This window comes from Lysobacter sp. Hz25 (genome assembly GCF_046097045.1).
In the GTDB taxonomy this organism is placed as follows: Bacteria; Pseudomonadota; Gammaproteobacteria; order Xanthomonadales; family Xanthomonadaceae; genus Lysobacter; species Lysobacter antibioticus_B.
The window spans coordinates 316,665-334,764 of the sequence record NZ_CP175666.1; the positions used below are offsets into that span (position 1 = coordinate 316,665).

At 69.2% G+C, this 18,100-nt stretch carries 13 protein-coding genes and 1 pseudogene; 4 read left to right on the forward strand and 10 right to left on the reverse strand.

The annotated features are described in order from the left end of the window. Nucleotides 1-241: 241 nt before the first annotated feature. The 3 genes from ACKN61_RS01275 to ACKN61_RS01285 all read right to left on the reverse strand — a co-directional run bounded on the left by ACKN61_RS01275 (nt 242) and on the right by ACKN61_RS01285 (nt 3,154). A complete protein-coding gene (locus tag ACKN61_RS01275) occupies nt 242-1,057 on the reverse strand; it encodes a glycosyltransferase family 2 protein (protein WP_408951945.1) in 816 nt (271 codons plus the stop codon). Between the two features lie 67 nt (nt 1,058-1,124). Then, nucleotides 1,125-1,955, reverse strand: a complete 831-nt coding sequence (locus ACKN61_RS01280) for a beta-ketoacyl synthase chain length factor (RefSeq protein ID WP_408951946.1) — start codon at nt 1,953-1,955, stop codon at nt 1,125-1,127. Next, nucleotides 1,952-3,154: a beta-ketoacyl-[acyl-carrier-protein] synthase family protein gene (locus ACKN61_RS01285; protein WP_408953742.1), complete on the reverse strand. Its 1,203-nt coding sequence runs from the start codon at nt 3,152-3,154 to the stop codon at nt 1,952-1,954. Before ACKN61_RS01285 ends, ACKN61_RS01280 begins: the two co-directional genes overlap by 4 nt. 257 nt (nt 3,155-3,411) lie before the next feature. On the opposite strand from ACKN61_RS01285, the gene ACKN61_RS01290 reads away from it, so the two are divergent. Then, a complete protein-coding gene (locus ACKN61_RS01290) occupies nt 3,412-4,095 on the forward strand; it encodes a YdcF family protein (RefSeq protein ID WP_408951947.1) in 684 nt (227 codons plus the stop codon). A 215-nt stretch (nt 4,096-4,310) separates the two neighbouring features. On the opposite strand, the gene ACKN61_RS01295 is transcribed toward ACKN61_RS01290, so the two are convergent. Continuing rightward, nucleotides 4,311-5,018: a helix-turn-helix domain-containing protein gene (locus tag ACKN61_RS01295; protein WP_408951948.1), complete on the reverse strand. Its 708-nt coding sequence runs from the start codon at nt 5,016-5,018 to the stop codon at nt 4,311-4,313. Between the two features lie 485 nt (nt 5,019-5,503). After that, complete coding sequence (locus tag ACKN61_RS01300) at nt 5,504-5,983, reverse strand: hypothetical protein (protein ID WP_408951949.1); 480 nt, start codon at nt 5,981-5,983, stop codon at nt 5,504-5,506. A gap of 73 nt (nt 5,984-6,056) precedes the next feature. Between ACKN61_RS01300 and ACKN61_RS01305 the strand changes: the two genes are divergently transcribed. After that, the gene (locus ACKN61_RS01305) at nt 6,057-8,048 is read left to right on the forward strand and encodes a serine hydrolase domain-containing protein (RefSeq protein ID WP_408951950.1); all 1,992 of its coding nucleotides are present in this window, start codon (nt 6,057-6,059) and stop codon (nt 8,046-8,048) included. A 108-nt stretch (nt 8,049-8,156) separates the two neighbouring features. On the opposite strand, the gene ACKN61_RS01310 is transcribed toward ACKN61_RS01305, so the two are convergent. The 4 genes and pseudogenes from ACKN61_RS01310 to ACKN61_RS01325 all read right to left on the reverse strand — a co-directional run bounded on the left by ACKN61_RS01310 (nt 8,157) and on the right by ACKN61_RS01325 (nt 13,670). Further along, nucleotides 8,157-9,986: a DUF885 domain-containing protein gene (locus tag ACKN61_RS01310; RefSeq protein ID WP_408951951.1), complete on the reverse strand. Its 1,830-nt coding sequence runs from the start codon at nt 9,984-9,986 to the stop codon at nt 8,157-8,159. 212 nt (nt 9,987-10,198) lie between these two features. Beyond that, entirely contained in the window at nt 10,199-10,615 is a 417-nt protein-coding gene (locus ACKN61_RS01315; RefSeq protein WP_408951952.1) for a cytochrome c oxidase assembly factor Coa1 family protein, read from the reverse strand. Between the two features lie 33 nt (nt 10,616-10,648). Beyond that, nucleotides 10,649-12,799, reverse strand: a pseudogene (locus ACKN61_RS01320) (DPP IV N-terminal domain-containing protein); the annotation flags it as partial. Between the two features lie 160 nt (nt 12,800-12,959). Continuing rightward, on the reverse strand, nt 12,960-13,670 hold the full coding sequence (locus ACKN61_RS01325) for a glutathione binding-like protein (RefSeq protein ID WP_408951953.1): 711 nt from the start codon (nt 13,668-13,670) through the stop codon (nt 12,960-12,962). A gap of 214 nt (nt 13,671-13,884) precedes the next feature. On the opposite strand from ACKN61_RS01325, the gene ACKN61_RS01330 reads away from it, so the two are divergent. Then, a complete protein-coding gene (locus tag ACKN61_RS01330) occupies nt 13,885-14,529 on the forward strand; it encodes a TIGR00645 family protein (RefSeq protein ID WP_057916242.1) in 645 nt (214 codons plus the stop codon). 25 nt (nt 14,530-14,554) lie between these two features. On the opposite strand, the gene ACKN61_RS01335 is transcribed toward ACKN61_RS01330, so the two are convergent. Next, nucleotides 14,555-15,559 (reverse strand): hypothetical protein, encoded by a 1,005-nt coding sequence (locus ACKN61_RS01335; RefSeq protein ID WP_408951954.1) that lies wholly within the window; start codon nt 15,557-15,559, stop codon nt 14,555-14,557. Nucleotides 15,560-15,623: 64 nt separating this feature from the next. Between ACKN61_RS01335 and uvrD the strand changes: the two genes are divergently transcribed. Continuing rightward, nucleotides 15,624-17,804 (forward strand): DNA helicase II, encoded by a 2,181-nt coding sequence (gene uvrD, locus ACKN61_RS01340; protein WP_408951955.1) that lies wholly within the window; start codon nt 15,624-15,626, stop codon nt 17,802-17,804. Nucleotides 17,805-18,100: the final 296 nt, after the last annotated feature.

Below are 18,100 nucleotides of genomic sequence, written 5' to 3' on the forward strand. Positions count from 1 at the left end.
AAACGCTACTGTGAACATCGTCACCCTCGCCTTCGCGGGCTCCGCCGAGGTAAAGCAGAGCCCGCCTTCGCGGGCATGACGTCCGGGTAGGCGGCGCGGCTCGATTACTCAGTGAGCCCGCCAGCGCGGTGATCTGTCGGAACGCGGTCGCGGCTTGCGCCGCTCCTACCCTGGATTGTCGGGGCTGAGGCATCGAAGCTTCGCCCGGTGTCTGCGAAGGTGATGCCGCATCAGCGCAACATCAACGCGTGTGGGTCTGCGCCTTGTGCGCGGCCTCGCCGGAAAACTCGCCGCTCGGGTCGTCGATCAACGGCGGGTTGGCGCGGATGCTGCGATAGACCGCGGGGATGCCGCCGCGGCGCAGGCATTGGCCGACGATGTGGCTGGTGATGCGGGTGAAATCGCGCAAAGGCTTGAAATGGCTGGCGCGGAATTCTTCCTGCGAGTCCTCGTTCTGATAGCGCGATTCGATCGGCACCGAGACGCAGCGCGTGCCCAGTTGCTGCGCCGCCGACATCAGGATCTGCGCCTCGAACACGAAGTCTTCGCCGGGCACGTCGCCCAGGGCGATCACCGCGGCCGGGTACAGGCGCTGGCCGCTCTGGCTGTCGGCGATCTGGTAGCCGGTGCCCCAGGCCACGCCCCAGTCGCCGAAGTTGTTCGCAAGGCGCCGATAGGTCGGCTGCGAGGCGCGTTTGCGCAGGCGCGCACCGATCACGATGTGGCCGGGATGGCGGTTGGCGCTGTCGATCAGGCGCGGGATGTCTTCGGCGGCGTGCTGGCCGTCGCCGTCCATGGTCAGCACGGCGAGAAAGCCGCGGCGCAGGGCTTCGGCGAAGCCGTCGCGCAGGCTGGCGCCCTTGCCCTGGCGTTGCGCATGGCGCAGCAAGGTCACCGGCAGGTCGGCGATGCGTTCGGCGGTGCCGTCGTCGGAGCCGTCGTCGATGACGATCACGTGCGCGCACTGGGCCAGCGCGCCTTCGACCACGCCGCGGATGCGCAAGGCTTCGTTGAGCGCCGGAATGACGACCGCGACGTTATCGCGATCCAGTCGCACCGGACGGGTCCTGTGCGATGTCGCCGTCCCTGGCGTGTGGCCGTCGCGTCCTGGCGAAACGGGTCTTTCAGTCATGGGCGAGCTCCACCCGCAGGGTTCGGCCGCCACCGGCCGGTAAGGCGAGCCGATCATGGCCCGAGGCCAAGGCGTCGAACAAGGGCAGCATCGCGGCGCTGGCGTTGCCGGCTTCGCGGCGAGACAGCTTGCCCTCGAGCGGCGACGGTGGCTCGTCGCTGAGCCAGGCGCGCAGCAGCGGGCCGGTCGCGCGGCGACCGGCCGGCGCACGCGCGAGCACCAGCGCCGCGCCGAGCAGGCCGTCGCTGCCCCACATGGTCTGCAGCGGGCCGGTCGCGGCGCCGTCGTAGCCGACCAGCAGCACCGCCTCGTCGCCGGCGGCGATCTGGGCCAGCGCTTCGATCAGGCCCTGGGCGAAGCTGGCGTCGAGCGCGCTCAGCGCGGTCGCCGGCTGCATCGCGCCGGCGCCGATGGTCCAGTAACCGGCGGCGGCGTTGTGCACCGAATTGTGGAAGCGGGTCGGCGAGATCGTGCGCGGCTCGCTCGCCAAGGTCGCGCACATGTAGTCGGTGATCGCCATGTCGCCATGGTTGGACGCGAACACCGACGGCAGGCTGGCCGGATCGCGGCCCGCGGCCTGGCAGGCGGCGAGCGCGACTTCGAGCGCGACCGCGACCGTTTCCGGCGCGCGCCGGCGTTCGTTCGGCGCCAGCAACTGTGGCGACGGCCGCGCAGGCGCGTCGGCGACGAGGTCGCCATGCATGGCGAAGGCGCAAGCGGCCTCCCACGTAGGCAGGCCGCGGCTCCAATAGCCCACGCTTTCGATGACGGCGCTGAGCGCCGGCGTGCGCCGGGTCGGCGGATCGAGATCGGAGGCGGTCATGGGCGCGCGAACACCAGCGAGCAATTGTTGCCGCCGAAGCCGAAGGAGTTGTTCATGGCGTAGCGGATCCGGGTATCGGCCGAATCGAAGCGGATCTGCGGGCCGTTGGCCGGATCGGGCACGACGCTGTTGAGCGTGCCCGGCAGATGCTCGCGTTCGAGTGCGAGCAGGGCGAAGGCCGACTCGACGATGCCGGCGGCGCCGAGCGTATGCCCGGTCCAGCCCTTGGTCGAGGAGGCGTGCAAGGTGTCGGGGAACAGCGCGGCGATCGCCAGCGCCTCGATCTTGTCGTTGGCGGGTGTGGCGGTGCCGTGCAGGTTCAGATAGCCGACCTCGGCCGCGTCGATGCCGGCGCGGGTCATCGCATCGCGCATCGCCAGGCGCGCACCCAGGCCATCGGGATGCGGCGAGGACATGTGGTGGGCGTCGCTGGATTCGCCGTAGCCGCGCAGTTCCAGCGCCGCGCGCTCGCCATCGTCGAGGCGTTCGAGCACGGCATAACCGCCGGCCTCGCCAAGCGAGAGCCCGATCCGCTCGGCATCGAAGGGGCGGCAGGGGGCGTTGGACACCAACTGCAGCGAGTTGAAGCCGAACAGGACGCTGCCGCACAGGGTGTCGACGCCGCCGACCAAGGCCGCGTCGGCGAGCCCCGCGGCGATCAGGCGCGCGGCCTGGGCGAAGACCTTGGCGCTTGAGGAACAAGCGGTGGCGACGGTCACGCAGGGGCCGCGCAGGCCGGTCGCCTCGGCGACGAAGGCGCCGAGCGAGTGCGGGGTATGCAGGGTCGGCCGGGCCAGATCCTCGGGAAATTCGCGGCCGTCGTTGCGCAGGCGGCTATAGGCCTCTTCGGTCGCGCCGATGCTCGAGGTCGAGGTGCCGACGATCACCGCGACCCGCTCGGCACCATGGCGTGCGACCGCCGCGGCCAGCGCATCGCGCACGCCGTCTTGCTGCAGGCTCAACCAGGCCAGGCGGTTGTTGCGGGATTCCCACTGGCTCAGTCCGGCCGGCAGGGCGGCGTCCTCGAGACCGGCGACGCGGCCGATCCAGCAGTCCAACGGCGCCTCGCCGGCGGCGAGCGGGGTGAGATCGTTGCGCCGCAGGCCGCTGCGCCGTTCGCGCAAGGCGCTCGCCTGGGCGTCCAGGCCGCGGCCGAGCGCGGTGGTCGCGGTGTAAGCGCGGATCGCCAGCGGCGGCATCGGTAAAGGTGGGGACGTCACGTAGTCGGTAGAATCGCGCAGTGGGGAACGCCCGCAGTATAGCGAGGGGCGCTCGGGCGCCGCCGCGGCCACGTGGGCCCTGGTGTGTCGCCGCAGGCACTGCGAGGCTGAATGCTTCATGCGCGGGCCATCGAATAGGCCTGCGTTGCGGCGTTCCGCTTGCGCCTGCGGCGCTCCGCCCTCATACCGCTACCCTCGTTCCGGTGTTCCTTTTCATGCAGGTCGCGCCCGCTTCCATGTCCAATCGCCTCGGCCACCGCCTGTCCCTGTTGGGCGATCGCGACGTGCTGCACGTCGCCGTGGTGGCCTCGGCCGCGTGCGTGCTCAGCGCCGGGCTGGTCTATGTCGGTTATTTCGTGCACGTGCTGCGGGTCGCGCGCAATGCGCCCTGCCAGCCCGAGCGCGGCGAATGCGTGTTGTTGTTCGGCAAGCATGCGCCGGGCGGGCGCCTGGACCGGGACTTCGAGGCGCGCCTGGATCGCGCGGTGTCGCTGTGGCGCGAGCGTCCGCCGCGCAACGTCGTGTTGCTCGGCGGTGGCGCCGCCAACGAGCCCAGCGAAGCCGAGCTCGCGCGCCACGGCTTGCTCGCGCGCGGCTTCGCTTCGGATGCGCCGATGCAACTGGAATCGGAATCGCGCGACACCTTGCAGAACCTGCGCAATGCGCGGGTCGTGCTCGGCGAGGGCATGCGCTCGCGCGTCACCCTGCTGAGCAGCCGCTACCACCTCGCGCGTTGCGCCTTGTTCGCGCGCCAGCTCGGCTACGACTGGGAGCTGTGCGCCGCCGAGCCGCGCCTGAACCTGAGCCCGCGCATGCTGTGGCGCCTGGCCGGCGAAGCGGCCTACGTCTGCATGAGCGACATCGGCGCGCGCTGGGCGCGGCTGACCGGCAACCGGCGCATGCTCGCGCGCGTCAGCTGAACCGAACGGGCCGCGCGCATCCGACGCGCGGGCTTCGAGCGGGTTGGGGCCAGGCCGGCATGGTCCGGGCGGGGTGGGCCGGGCAGTTTCGCAATGGGAAAATCCGACGTCGTGACCGGCGTTTGCGGCCCATGTGACCGCTATCCGCAGTTGCCTGGACGAAAGACCCTTGCGCGCGAGCGTTCGCCGCCGGGGCCATGCCCTGTCCGCAGCACTCAGAGGCTGGCGCTGCGCCGGGTTTTCGGCGGCCGCACAGCGGACACGCGGATCGGCTCGGACGCGATCTTGCGCGACAGCGCTTCGCGCAGATGCGCTTCGTTGCCCGAACACACGGCGAGCACGCGGCACGGACTCGCCGATGCGGCGATGTAGGCATGGCCCATCGCGCTGTCGAAATAGATCGAATCGCCGACGTCCAGGCGCGCCGGCGCATACAGCTCGCTGTGCAGTTCGATCGTGCCTTCCAGGACCAGGGCGAACTCTTCGCCGGTGTGGCGGATCAGGTCGCCGAACTCTTCCAGCGACCGCGCGTGGACCTCGGCGATGATCGGCACCAGGCGCTTGTTGAGCAGCTCCGAGGCCGGATAGAAGTGGTGGTAGTGCTCGGTGCGGATCGCATAGCCCTCGCCGGCGCGGGTGATGCTGCGGCGTCCGCTGAAGTTTTCGTTGACGCCCGCCGGCGGCGACGAGAACAACTCGCCGATGTCGACTTCCAGGCCTTGGGCGATGCGGGTGAGCTTGTCGAAACTCAGCGACATCTTGCCGTTCTCGATCTTCGACAAGGTCGAAATCGGCAGGCCGGTGCGCGCGCCGATCTCGGCCAGGGTCCAGCCCCGCTGACGACGCAGCATCCGCAGCGCGATCCCGGGATTCGGGACCGCGGGTGCGGCCGTGGTTACGTTCTGGCTGCGCTTGGCGGGCATGAAGGCGGCCGAGAGGGGTCACGGACGACTCTAGGCGGCCCCCCGGGCCTTGCCAAGCCGCGAAAACCAACCGTTGTTTACTTATTGAAAGTAATTTGCCGATTTGGAAACCAGCGGCGGCGCCGGAGGCCTCCCGAAGCAGGCCGGTATCGATCCCTTCCTTCGCGCCAGGCGGGGGCCGGATCGGCGCTAGCGAGCGAGGCTCGGCGCCGGACGGAGTGCGACGACAGTCGCGATTTCGCGCGGTTACGGATAGTTGCAGCCTCTGCAGGCGCACAGGGCCGTCCCGCAAAGCCGACCGACCACTGCATGACCACCCCACTGATTCCCCCCTTTGCAAAAGGGGGCAGGGGGGATTTGCTCCAGCTCCTGCGCGAATGAACCCCAGGCCCGAACGCGTACACTCGCCGCGAACGTCCGCGCCTGGAGCGACCGGCAACGCATGCCGGCGGAATACCCGGCGACGGTGCAGCTGCTTTCGGGGGTTAGATGAAGTCCAAGCGTTCGATGCGCGGCATCGCGGTGTCCGGCGTCGCGGTGATGATGTTGGCCGGTTCCCTGTGGGCGCAGTCGCCGTCGCCGGCCGAGGCCGCGACCGGCGCCTCGCCTCCACCGGACCAGCCCCAGGCGGTCAAGCCAGAGCCGACCCAAGCCCCGCCCAAACCCGCGCCGGCCAAAGCCGAGCCGGTCAAAGCCGAGCCCGCCAAAGCCGCACCGACTCCGGCGCCCGCGCCCATGCCGACCCCGGTCAAGCCGGCCGCGTCGTCGGCGTTTCCGGCCACCACCCGTGCCTTGCCGCTGTCGAGCGCGGCACCCGCGATCGACGCCGGGCAAGCTGCGCCCACAGGCACGAGCACGGCCCTGCCTACGCGCGCTTCGCCGGTGCCTTCGAAGGTGCCGGCGAAAACGCCGGTTGCCGCCGACACCGATGTGGCGGCTATTGCGGTGAAGGCGGCGCCGGCCAAGCCGGCCGCCGCAAACAAACCGGCGCCGCCGGTCGCGGCCGCCGCAGCGAATGCGCCCGCCAGCTTCGCGCCCTTGCCCGCCCCCCTGCCGGACGCGATCGCCGATGCCGTCGACCCGGCGCCGGTGGCGCCGGCCAGCGCCCTGGCCGAGGCCGGCGCCGCGCTCGCGCGCGGCGACCAAGCCCTGGGCGAAATCCTGGTCGAGCCCGGCGCGGCCACACCGATCCCGATGCTGAGCGCGCCGGATCTGGAGGCCTACATCGACGGCCTGGTGCCGTTGGCGATCGCGCGCGGCGGACTCGCCGGCGCGGTCGTGGTGGTGGTCCGCGACGGCCAGGTGCTGTTGGCGAAAGGCTATGGCTACGCCGACGTGGAAAAGCGCAAACCGATGGACGCCGCGCGCACCCTGGTGCGTCCGGGTTCGATCTCCAAGTTGTTCGTCTGGACCGCGGCGATGCAGTTGGTCGAGCAGGGCAAGCTCGACCTCGACGCCGACGTCAACCGCTACCTCGACTTCAAGATCCGCGACTACGCCGGCCAGCCGGCGACGATGCGCCAACTGATGACCCACACCGCGGGTTTCGAGGAATCGGCCAAGCATCTGTTCGCCGCCGACGAATCGCGCCTGCTGCCGCTCGACCGTTATCTGAAACGGGTGCAGCCCGAGCGCGTGTATGCGCCCGGCAAGGTGCCGGCGTATTCCAACTACGGCGCCGCGCTCGCCGCCTACATCGTCCAGCGCATCAGCAAGCAGCCTTTCGACGACTACATCGAAGCGAACGTGCTGACGCCGCTGCGCATGCGCCAGTCGACTTTCCGGCAACCGCTGCCGAAGGGACTGGCCGGCGACATGGCCAAGAGCTACAGCAGCGCAGGCGGCGCACCGATACCGTTCGAACTGGTCAACCCGGCGCCGGCCGGCAGCCTGTCGGCGACCGGCCTGGACATGGCGCGCTTCATGATCGCGCAGCTCGACGAGCGCGGTGCCGGCGCTGTAAGGATCCTGCAGCCGCACAGCCTGCAGACCCTGCATGCGACCGCGTCGCGGCCGATCCCGGGCCTGGACGCGATGGCGCTGGGGTTTTTCCGTCGCGACACGCGCGGGCCGGTGGTGATCGGCCACGGCGGCGCGACCGAAGCCTTCCAGAGCAATCTGGTGTTGCTGCCGGCGCACGGGCTCGGCTTGTTCGTGTCCGCCGACGGCCCCGGCAGCGCCGGGCGCGCGCTGCATCGCGACCTGATCAAGGGCGTGATCCAGCGTTATTTCCCGGTGCGCGCGGCGCAGCAGCCGACTCTGCCGACGGCGCGCCTGCACGCCGAGCAACTCGTCGGCCGCTACGAGAACAGCCGCGCTTCGAGCAGCAATTTCCTCGCCATTGCGCGCCTGCTCGGCAGCGCCAAGATCGAGGTCGACGACGACGACACCCTGAGCGTGTCGGCGTTCCGCACGCCCGACGGCCGGCCCAAGCGTTGGCGCGAAGTCGAACCCTATGTGTGGCGCGAGGTCGGCGGCGACAGCCTGCTCGCGGCCAAGCTCGACGGCAACCAGGTGATCGCGGTCAGCAGCGACGACGTGCCGGCGGCGATGTGGCTGCAGCCGGTGCCCGGCTGGCGTTCGCCGGGCTGGATGCTGCCGCTGTTGTGTCTCGCGCTCGCGGTGCAGGCGCTGGCCGTGTTGCTGTGGCCGGTCGCGGCCTTGGTGCGCCGCTACACCCAACGGCGACTGCTGTTGAGCGAACGTGATCGTCGCCTGCGCTTGCTGAGTTTCCTCGGCCTGATCGGCAATCTCGTGCTGGCCCTGCTGTGGCTGTGGATCGTCACCCGCATCGACGCGTCTGTGCGCATGCTCGACGGCGCGCTCGATTCGTGGATCCGCGTCGCCCAGTTGCTGGGGCTGGCGAGCGTGGCGACCGCGGTGGTTGCGGTGCTCAACGCGCGCGCGGTGTGGCGTTCGTCGCCGCAGCGTCTGCGCCGGGTCTGCGCGATCGCGGTTGCCGCGGCCTGCGTGGCGATGGTCTGGTACGTGTTCGCGCTGCGGACGATGAGCTGGTCGCTGGTGTATTGAATCGCGACGGCGAGCACCGGTTGAAACGACGAGGCCGCGGAGCGATCCGCGGCCTCGTCGTTTGTTGCGAAGGCGGCCGGTGCGGCGCCGGTTAACGGCGCCGTCGCCTCAGCGCTTGCCCTTCTGCGCCGGCACGAAGTCCTCGCGCACCGCCTTGCCGAGCAGGTCCGGCGGCAGCAGGCCCTGGTCGAGCAGGTAGTTGTTGAACTTGAGCCGGTCGAAGCGATCGCCGAGCGCCAGTTCGGTTTCCATGCGCAGTTCCAGAATGCGGCTGTAGCCGTAGAAATAGCTGCCGGCCTGGCCCGGCGCGCGGAACATGTAGCGGTCGAGTTCCTGCTTGGTCATCGCCTCCGACAGGCCGACCTGTTCGGACAGCACGCGGCCGGCGCTGGCGCGGTCGGTGAGGCCGAGGTTGAGCATCGGGTCGAGGATCGCGCGCGCCGCGCGCAGCAGGCGGAACTGCAGCGCGATCAGCTGCCCGTCGAGCGGTTCGTACGGCACCATCTCGGCTTCGGCGTACAGCGCCCAGCCTTCGACGTTGACCGAGTTGAAGGCGAACATCGAACGCGCCAGCGAGATGCCGCGTTCGACCATCGCGGTGAACTGCAGCTCATGGCCCGGGCGGCCCTCATGCGCGGACAGGGTCCAGGCGACCGACTCGTAGTTGAAGTCGTCGTACTGCAGGGCCTTGCCGTCCGGGCTCGGCACCGACAGCGGCAGCACGAACTGGCCTTGCTGACCGGTGTTGCCGACCAGCGGCGCCGGCAGGAAGTGCGGCGCCGGCTGAGCCGCCGACTCGGCCTCGCTGCCCAGGCGCATCACCATCGGCCGCTGCGGCACGTCGACGATCTGCTGCTTGCGGATGATCGGATCGATCGCGTCGATGACCTTGCGGTAGCGCGGTTCGAGCTTATCGTTGGGGATGGTGTCGCGCTTGAGCGCGCGCATCACCTGCACATAGTCCTGCGGGTCGGCGACCTTGAGGCCCTTGGCCTGCGCCACCAGCGGCGCGAGCTGGGCCATCGCCGCCCGCGTTTCCATGAACTCGACCTGGGCGCGGCGGATCAGCAATTGCGGATCGACGTCGATGCCGAATTGCTTGAGCGAGTAGGCGTACAACTCCGGCGGCAGGCGCGCGTCGCTGCGCGCCTTCGGCAGCACCGTGCTGCGGGTCCACTGGCCGTACTCGCGCAACTGGGTTTCCATCGCCTTCAGCGCCGGCTCGGCGCCTTTGATCTGGTACTTCTCGAACAGCTTGCGGATGCCGGCGGCGTAGGTATCGACGTTGCCGAGCGCCTGTTCGACTTCGAGCTTGGTCGGCTGCAATAGATTCGTATCGCCGAGGCGCTCCTCGTAGCGCTGGCGCGCGAGCACGGTCAGCGGTTCGCTGCCCGGCGCCAGGCCGACATAGGCGTTCAGGCGCGCGAGCGCGCTGGCGCGGCGCTCCGCCGGCGCCTGGTCGGACAGCAGCGCCTGCATGCCCGAGAACACCGTTTGCGGCGCATCGAACCACGGCAGCACCAGGCGCTCGTTGAGCGCGCTGCCTTCGATGTTGTCCTCGGCGGCCTGGATCATGATCTGCAGGTCCTGGCGCACGTCGGCGTTGCGCTCGACTTCGAGCTTGCCCTGCAGCCCGCGCTTAGCCTCGGCCATCGCCGCGCGGAAGCGCTTGCCGACCTCGGGCTTGAGGTCGCTGACCTTGTCGTCGTAGCCGGGCACGCCGAAGAACGACATCTGCTCGGGCGCGAATTGTCCCTGGGCCTGGATCAGGATCTTGGCGTATTCGTTGCTTTGCGCGACCCAGGCCGGTACCGGCTTGGCCGCGGCTTGCGGCGCAGAGGCCGGAACCGGCTTGGCTGCCGCTTGTGGGGCGCTGCCGGCGAAGGCGAGAGTGGGCGCGGACAGCGCCAGGGCGACGGCGAGAACGAGCGGCTTCATGAGGTGGCTCACTGGGTTGAAGCGGCCAGCATCGGCGCGACGGCGCGCCCGGCCAAGCGCCGAAGGTCATGCGGCGCGCCAATGCCTTGAACGAGGCGCCTTGAATGCAGTGCCTGGCGCGGGTTAGGCATCGAAGCGCCGCCGCACGACGGCGGCGGCACTGGCTCGGCATCGAAGCGCGACCGCACGACGGCGGCAAAGGGCAACGCCGTTCACAGCAGATCGATCGAGGTCCGGTCCTTGTCCAGGTTCACCCGCATCACGCTGTAACGCCACGCGCCTTGCTCGCGGATGCCTTCGATCTGCACGTCGCCCTTGCCCTTCGGGCCTTGCACGAAGATGAACAGCTTGGCCACGCCCTGGTCCTTCGGCTCGACCGCGCCGAGCACGAACCTGTCCTCGAGCGGTTCGCCGAGCGCGGCTTTCACCTCGGGATTCGCACGGGCCCGCTCCATCGCCTCGATGAAGGGCGGCGTGTATCTCATCGAATCCATGACCGAATACGTCATCCATGCGCCGATCGCCACGCTCAGCGTGAACAACACGCCCAAGGCCAGCAGCAGGGTCAGGATCCAGTGACGCTGTACCCAGGGCTTGCGGTAGGGCGCGGCGGGGCGGGAGGCATTCATGGCAGGGCATCCATTCGGTGGGCGTCAGTGCGCTCAGGGCTTGAGGCAGCGGTCGAAGAAATCTTCGGTGAGGCGCAGGCGGTGCAGGTTGTCGCGGCCGCGCAGGCCGTGCTTGGCGCCCGGGTAGGTCATCAATTCGAACGGCTGGCCGCGCTGTTGCAGGGCGCTCATCAGCACGGTCGAGTTGGTGAACAAGACGTTGTCGTCGGCCATGCCGTGGATCAGCAGCAGCTTCGAGGTCAGGCCGTCGATGTGTTCGAGCACGCGGCCCTCGCGATAGCCTTCGACGTTGCCCTTCGGCAGGCCCATGTAACGCTCGGTGTAGTGGGTGTCGTACAGGCCCCAGTCGGTGACCGGCGCGCCGGCGACGCCGCAGGCGTAGCGGTCGCTGGCCTTGGCCAGCAGCATCAGGGTCATGTAACCGCCGTTCGACCAACCGTAGACGCCGATCTTGTTGCCGTCGACCCACGGCTGCGACTGCAGCCAATCGACGCCCTTGAGCTGATCGGCGACCTCTACCGTTCCCTGCTTGCCGTACAGCGCGCCGCCGAAGGCCGCGCCGCGCCGCGGCGTGCCGCGGTTGTCGATCGAGAACACCACGTAGCCGCGCTGGGCCAGGTACTGGTTGAAGTCCGGCGACCAGGCGCGCTTGACCGTCTGGGTGGCCGGGCCGCCGTAGACGTAGACCACCACCGGATAGCGCTGGCCCGGGTCGAAACCGGTCGGCTTGATCAGGCTGTAATGCAGGGCGGTCTTGCCGTCGGCGGCGGGAATCGTGCCGTATTCGATCGGGCGCTGCGCGGCGCGGTAGGGCGCGAACGGATGCGCGGCGTCGTCGAGGTTATTGTCGATGAGCGCGGCGATACGGGTGCCGTCGTTGCGGTACAGCTCCAGTTGCGGCGGCGTCTGCGGGTTCGACCAGGCGTCGACGTAGACATTGGCCTTATGGGCGAAGCTGGCCGAGTGATAGCCGTCGGTCTTGGACAGGCGTTCGACCGGGCCGCCGGCGAGGGCGACGCGATAGACCTGGCTGTCGAGCGGCGAGTCCTTGCCGGCGGCGAAATAGACCTGGCCGGCGTCTTCGTCGACCGCGAGTACGGCGTCGACCGGCCAGTCGCCCGAGGTCAGCGCGGTCGCCTTGCCGTCGTCGCTCAGCAGGTACAAGTGCTCGTAGCCGCTGCGTTCGCTGTTCCACAGCAGGCGGCCGTCCTTGAGGAAACGCAGGTCGTTGTGCAGCGGCACCCAGGTCTTGGAGCGCTCGCTGACCAGGGTGCGCTGCTTGCCGTTGCGCAGGTCGGTCTCGATCAACTCCAGCAGGTGCTGGTCGCGCGACTGGCGTTGGAAGGTCAGGTGCTGGGCATCGCGCCAATCGACGCGGGCCAGGTAGATGTCCGGGTTCTTGCCGAGGTCGATCTCGCGCGGCGCGGCGTTGGCGCCGATCGCCGCGACCAGCAGGCGCACGCCGACGTTGGCGTCGCCGGCGGCCGGATAACGTTGCTCGACCACGTCGGTGCGATCGGGGTAGACCTCGTAACGCTTCTGCACCGGCACCGGCGATTCGTCGATGCGCGCATAGGCGATGGCGCTGTCGTCGGGCGCCCACCAGTAACCGGTGTGGCGGTCCATTTCCTCGTCGGCGACGAATTCGGCGACGCCGTTGCCGATGGTGTCGCTGCCATCGCGCGTGAGCTGGGTCGCCTTGCCGTCGGCCAGGTCGATCACCCACAGGTTGCGGTCACGTACGAAGCTGACGTAGCCGCCCTTCGGCGACAGCTTGGGGTCGGTGGCGAAGCCTTCGCCGTGGGTGAGCTTGCGCACCGCGGCCTTGCCCGTCTTGCCCAGGTCATACAGATACAACTCACCGCCGAGCGGGAACAGCAGGCGCTTGCCGTCCGGCGACCACTGGTAGTCGACGATGCCCGACAGCGCGGCGATGCGCTGGCGTTCGCGGCGCGCCTTCTCGGCGTCGCTGAGCACTTCCGCGCCCGGCAGCACGTCGTCGGAATCGACCAGCAATTCGGTCTTGCCGCTGGCGATGTCGTAGGCCCACAGATCGAGGCGGTTCTTGTCGCGCTGCTTGCCGCGCAGGAAGCCGACCTTGCTGCCGTCGGGCGCGATCTTCGGCTTGACCAGGCTCGGCCCCGATAAGGGCGCATCGCCGGTCAGGGCTTCCAGGGTCAGCTGGCCCGGTGCCGGCACGCTGTGCGCGGCGTCGGGCGTGGCGGCGAGGGCGAAGCTGGGCGTGGCGATGATCGACATGGCGAGCAGGCAGAAAGCGAGGCGGCGGGGCAGGCGGTTGTTCATGCGGGCGATGGTTCCGGAGCGTGGCCTCGACGGCGAGGCATCAGGTGATGGGGGCCGGCGTGCCGAACAGATGGCGGCGCATCTCGTCGGTCATCGTACGGTCGGCACGGTAGGCCTTGCCCATCTCGTAGACGCGCCCGAACGCCGGCCGCGACGACAGCGCGTCGTGCCAGCGCTGCACGTTCGGATAACGGCTCAGGTCGACGTAATGCCATTCGTGCTCGCGGGTCCAGGGGTAACAGGCGAAATCGGCGATGCTGAGTGTATCGGCGGCGACGAACTCGCGCCCGGCCAGGCGCCGGTCGAGCACGCCGTACAGGCGCTCGGTCTCGCGCTGGTAGCGGTCGATCGCGTAGGGCACCTTTTCCGGCGCATAGCGGTTGAAGTGATGGTTCTGGCCCAGCATGGGGCCGTAGCCGGCGACCTGCCAGAACAGCCATTCCTCCACTTCGACCCGGCTGCGCAGGTCCTGGGGCAGGAACAAGCCGGTCTTGGACGCCAGATACTGCAAGATCGCGCCGGACTCGAACACACTGATCGGCGCGCCGCCATCCGCCGGGGCATGGTCGACGATCGCCGGCATGCGGTTGTTCGGCGAGAGGCGCAGGAACTCGGGCTTGAACTGGTCGCCGGCGCCGATGTCGACCGGCTTGATCGAATAATCGAGGCCGGCCCCGGCCTGCTGGGCCTCTTCCAGGAACAGGGTGATCTTGTGGCCGTTCGGGGTCGGCCAGTAATAAAGGTCGATCATCGGCAACTCTGCGTCGAAAGGCCGCAGTGTAAGCGCGGCCCCGCGGCCCCGCGGCCGCGGCGGCCTTGCCGATGGAATGGCGTGTGCCGGTCGCGCCCAGTCGCGGCAAGGCCTGGGCCCGCTGCGGCTGAACCCTCGGGCCCGCCCGACGTGGCGGCGTCATCCCCGCCCGGCTACTCTTGGCCCCCTATATCGCATCAGTTACGGGCTTCGCATGACCGATCCAAAGAGCAACCGCCTCAATCCCCTGCCGGCGCTGATCTTCAGCTCGCGCTGGCTGCAGCTGCCGCTTTATCTGGGCCTGATCGTCGCCCAGGGCGTGTACGTCTTCCAGTTCGTCAAGGAACTGATCCACCTGGTCCACGATGCGGCGACGCTGACCGAGCAGGGGATCATGCTGATCGTGCTCGGCCTGATCGACGTGGTGATGATCTCCAACCTGCTGGTGATGGTGATCGTCGGCGGTTACGAAACCTTCGTTTCGCGCCTGCGCCTGGAAGGCCACCCCGACCAGCCGGAATGGCTGAGCCACGTCAATGCGAGCGTGCTCAAGGTCAAGCTGGCGATGGCGATCATCGGCATCTCCTCGATCCACCTGCTCAAGACCTTCATCGGTGCCGGCAGCCTCGGCCTGCCCTTGTGCGGCACGCCCGAAGCCTTCGCAGCGGCCCAGGCCGCCGCGCTCGCGACCGCCAACGGCGTCGCCAACGCGGCCGCGCGCTGCTCGGAACTGACCTCCGACGGCGTGATGTGGCAGGCGATCATCCATTTCCTGTTCATCGTCTCGGCGATCGGCATCGCCTGGACCGACAAGCTGATGAGCACCACGGTGCAGAAGCCGGGCAAGTCCGCGCACTGAGCCCGGCGACGACGCGGCCGCCCGCTCAGCGCGCGGCGGCCGCGCGCGGTTGCATGATCGCGCGCCGCAGCCGCACGGCGTCGGCGCGATCGGAAAAACGCAGGCGGCCATCCTGTTTGTCCAGCCCGAGCGCGCGATACGCGTTCTGCGTAGGCGGGAACTCGCGCATCGCCGCATAACGGCGGAACAGCGTCGTGAACACCTTGCCGCCGCCGAGCCGGTCGAGTTCGGCGACGAATTCCTCCGGCGTGGCTTCGCTGTCGCTGTCCAGGCAACAGCGCGAATAGCGCGACAGCACCGTATCCAGGTCGAGGCGGCGTTCGCGCCGCAGCGCCAGGTCGGCTTCGAGCCAGAACATCGCCCCGCCCCAATAGATGCGCATGGTGCTGGCGCGGCTCCAGCCGATCTCGCCGAGCGGCATGCCGGCACCGCTGTTGCGGCCGCGCGCGAAGCCGGCATCGAGCCGACGCCAGGCCTCGTCGCCGTCGAGCTGGCCGGCGCGTGCGCGCAACACGTTCTGGTAATAGCTCGCCAAGCCCTCGGCGAGCCAGCGGCCGTCTTCGCCGAGATAAGGATGGAACAGGTGCGAGAGCTCGTGCACGGCGGTCCAGTCGTCGCGCAGCTCGTCGATGCCGGCGTCCGGGCGCACGTACAGCAGCACCGAGACACCGTCGTCGCGCCGGGTCTGGCCCCAGGGCACCGGACTGGGATCGCCGCGGCGGCCGCTCTGGCGAATACCGCCGTCGCGGGCACGGCTTTGCCGGATCAGCACTTTGGCCTCGCGCAGCGGCAGGCGGCCGTAGGCGGACAGGGCGGCGTCGGCGCATTCGGCGAGCCAACGCTGAAGCTCGTCGACGCGCTCGCGGTCGGCCACGCCCTCGACGATCACCCGCAGGCGCGCATCGCCGACGCGGATCACCCGTTCATTGTCTTGGGCAACGTCTTGGGCAACGGCCGGCGCCGCGTCCGCCCCACAGGCGAGCAGGGCGCAGACGAGCAGGGTCGGCAACGACGGCGGGCGGGCGGCCATGGCCTGCATTGGAACGCGATGCGCTGCGAAGGTTCCCGAATCCATCGCAGCTACAATAGCCGGCATGGACGTATCGCATTTGCTCGACGCACTCAATCCCGCCCAGCGCGAAGCCGTTTCGGCACCTCCCGGTCATTACCTCGTGCTCGCCGGCGCCGGCAGCGGCAAGACCCGCGTGCTGACCCACCGCATCGCCTGGATCAACGAAGTCTTCGGCGTGCCGACCCACGGCATCCTCGCAGTGACCTTCACCAACAAGGCCGCCGGCGAAATGCGCGGGCGCGTCGACGCGCAGCTGCGGCACGGCGCGCGCGGCATGTGGATCGGCACCTTCCACGGCCTGGCCCACCGCCTGCTGCGCCTGCACTGGCAGGAAGCCAAACTGCCGGAAGGCTTCCAGGTGCTCGACAGCGACGACCAATTGCGTCTGGTCAAGCGCGTGGTGCAGGCGCTGGAGCTCGACGAGACCCGCTTCCCCCCGCGCCAGATCGTGTGGTGGATCAACGCCCAGAAGGACGAAGGCCGGCGGCCGCGCAACATCCAGCCGGCCGGCGACGAGTGGGCCGACGTGATGCTGCGCTGCTACGAGGCCTACCAGGAGCGCTGCGAACGCGCCGGCCTGGTCGACTTCGCCGAACTGCTGCTGCGCGCGCACGAGCTGCTGCGCGACAACGCCGCGCTGCTCGCGCATTACCGCAACCGCTTCCGCGAGATTCTGGTCGACGAGTTCCAGGACACCAACGCGATCCAGTACGCCTTCGTGCGCGTGCTTGCGGGCGACTCCGGCCGCGTGTTCGTGGTCGGCGACGACGACCAGGCCATCTACGGCTGGCGCGGCGCCAAGGTCGAGAACGTGCAGCGCTTCCTGCGCGATTTCCCCGGCGCCAGCACCATCCGCCTGGAACAGAACTACCGCTCCAGCGCCAACATCCTCGACGCCGCCAACGCGGTCATCGCCCACAACCCCGACCGCCTCGGCAAGAAGCTGTGGACCGACACCGGCCACGGCGAAGCGATCGACCTGTACGCGGCCTACAACGAGATGGACGAGGCGCGCTTCGTGGTCGAGCGCCTGCGCCAGTGGGTGCGCGACGGGGGCAGCTACGGCGACGTCGCCGTGCTCTACCGCAGCAACGCGCAATCGCGCGCCTACGAAGAAGCCCTGCTGTCCGAACAAGTGCCGTACCGGGTCTACGGCGGCCAGCGCTTCTTCGAGCGCGCCGAAATCAAGGACACCCTGGCTTATCTGCGCATGATCGCCAACCGCGCCGACGACGCGGCGTTCGAGCGCGCGGTCAACACGCCGACCCGCGGCATCGGCGAGCGCACCCTCGACGAGGTGCGCAAGCGCGCCCGAGCCGATGCGGTCTCGTTGTGGGAGGCGGCGCGGCGGATCTCGCAGGAGACCGGGCTCGCCGCTCGCGCCCGCAACGCCCTGGCCGGGTTCGCGCTGTTGATCGACACGCTCGAAAGCGATGTGGTCGAGATGCCGCTGCCGGAGAAGATCGATCACATCCTGCAGCGTTCGGGCCTGCGCGAGCACTACGCCAACGAATCGCGCGGCCAGCTCGATTCGCGCACCGACAACCTCGACGAACTGGTCTCGGTGGCCTCGCGCTTCACCCGCACCGACGAAGACGAAGCCGCGGCGATGCCGGAGCTGATCGCCTTCCTCAGCTACGCCGCGCTCGAGGCCGGCGAAGGCCAGGCCCAGGCCGGCGAGGACGGCGTGCAGCTGATGACCTTGCACAGCGCCAAGGGCCTGGAATTTCCGTTGGTGTTCCTCGGCGGCCTGGAAGAGGGCCTGTTCCCGAGCGGGCGTTCGACCGAGGAGTCCGGGCGCCTGGAGGAAGAGCGCCGCCTGGCCTATGTCGGCATCACCCGTGCACGCGAGAAGCTGGTGCTCAGCTATGCCGAGACCCGGCGCATCCACGGCATGGACATGTTCGGGGTGCCCTCGCGCTTCCTGCGCGAGATTCCGCCGGCCCTGCTCAACGAAGTGCGGCCGAAGGTGCAGGTGTCGCGCCCGGTGTACGGCGCCGGCCCGCGCCGCGCCGACTACGGCCATGCCGCGATCGAGGCGCCGCCGGTCAAGCTCGGCTCGCAGGTGCGCCATGCAAGCTTCGGCACCGGCACGGTGACCGACTACGAAGGCACCGGCACGCATGCGCGGGTGCAGGTCAACTTCGACGACGCCGGCAGCAAGTGGCTGGTGTTGGCCTATGCGAACCTGCAGCCACTCTAGCTAAACGTTCGACGCGCCAATAAAGAAGCGAGACTCTCCCAGGCCGCATCCCCCCGATGAGTGGCCGGTCTGGAGTCTCCGTTTCGGCGCAGCCGAATACCCACGGCTTCACCGAGGCATTACTCTGAAGTCTTTGCGCCCCGGCCAGGGCGCACAGCACCCTGGCGTTCACGGATGCGCGAGCCAGTGGCTCGCAAGCGCATCCTTTCACCCCCGCCTTCGCGGGGATGACGATCTGAAGGAATCGCGGCGATCTTGCCTGCCGTCATCCCCGCGAAGGCGGGGATCCAGGGCTG